This window comes from Acinetobacter sp. 228, from assembly GCF_048147885.1.
In genome coordinates this window covers 1-1,169 of sequence record NZ_JAYWYV010000437.1, presented here as the reverse complement: position 1 = coordinate 1,169, position 1,169 = coordinate 1, and the positions used below count along the sequence as shown (strand labels likewise).

The 1,169-nt window shown below is 36.5% G+C and carries 2 protein-coding genes and 1 pseudogene; 2 read left to right on the top strand and 1 reads right to left on the bottom strand.

The window, feature by feature from the left end:
* The first annotated feature begins 1 nt into the window (after position 1).
* Positions 2-235, top strand: coding sequence for a type II toxin-antitoxin system RelE/ParE family toxin (locus tag VXQ92_RS19680; RefSeq protein WP_167564521.1), 234 nt, complete (start codon positions 2-4; stop codon positions 233-235).
* Positions 228-500 carry a NadS family protein gene (nadS, locus tag VXQ92_RS19675; protein ID WP_000369780.1) on the top strand — a complete coding sequence of 91 codons (273 nt, stop codon included), beginning with the start codon at positions 228-230 and terminating at the stop codon, positions 498-500. The genes VXQ92_RS19680 and nadS overlap by 8 nt, the downstream gene beginning before the upstream one ends.
* Positions 501-973: 473 nt before the next feature.
* Here nadS and VXQ92_RS19670 read toward each other — a convergent pair.
* A pseudogene (locus tag VXQ92_RS19670) lies at positions 974-1,169 on the bottom strand (hypothetical protein); the annotation flags it as partial.

Sequence of the window (1,169 nt, the reverse complement as noted above, 5' to 3'; positions counted from 1 at the left end):
CTTGGTACAGCCTGATAAGGGCGACTTAATCAAGAATGGTGGTGGAATTCGTAAAGTACGTTGTGCTCAGGGCAATAAAGGCAAAAGTGGCGGTATCCGTGTGATCTATTATTGGGTTACAGAAGATGATCAGATCTTTTTCCTGGTGGCTTATCCAAAGTCTGTGAAAGATAATCTGACAGACAAAGAAACCTCGATTCTACGTCAATTAGTAAAGGAGCAATTTCATGGATAACAACTTATTTGATGACCTGGTTGCTTCAATCAAAGAAGCTGGTGCCATCAAGCGTAAGGAGATAAAGGCAAGTCGAGTCACAGAGCTTGAATTACCGGATATTAAAGAAGTACGTGAGAAAACAGGCTTAACCCAGGCTGAATTTGCTGCACGTTTGCATATCAGCGCGAGAACCCTGCAAAACTGGGAACAAGGCCGTCGCTATCCGACTGGTCCTGCAGCGACTTTAATTCGTATTTTAGATGCTCATCCAACTTTAATTTAAGAAGTTTAGATAATAAAAAATCCCGACGTCATGTCGGGATTTTTCGGTATGGAGCGCATAGGTAGGGCTGACTACCTGATGGTCATGGTGCCTGACTGATTATTATTGTTGTTTTAAGTCATTGAACATCCTGTCCATATAGATCGATCATAAGAGCTTCATCGGGGGATAGATACAGACAATTTCGTGAAACGCTGTAAGCCAAAACGTACAAAAAATAATCAAAATTTATCCCAGTGGTTATCCACAGAAATAGTGGATTCTTTTGGGTAAAAAAGCTTATAAACTCTATGGAATTGCTATTTTTGATTATTTTTTAAACAATTTTATTGGCAAGAAGTATCAAAATTGAACATAAAAAAACCGATTTATTTCTAAATCGGTTGAACGAGATCGTTCCAGGGGTTTAACTCAATGTAAGTTATTGATCTTAAAGTAAACTTAAAGGGCCATTTCGCATAAGCCCCATTATGTTAAATGGAATGTTTATGAGAAATTAATAGTCTATTTTTGTTTGAGATTGAAGTATATTTAAAAAAGTTAAGTTGTTTTTTTAAATGCATAACTTCATCTTTTAGTTTTTTGATTTGTTGCTCTCTTTCGTCCTGTATAGGGTAAGTAAGTTCACCAAATTTTCTAACTAACTGACTGTATTCAATCAATTTATTG

Excerpts from the sequence above, each read along its gene's own strand:
- nadS (WP_000369780.1), top strand. The coding sequence starts at position 228 with ATGGATAACAACTTATTTGATGACCTGGTTGCTTCAATCAAAGAAGCT.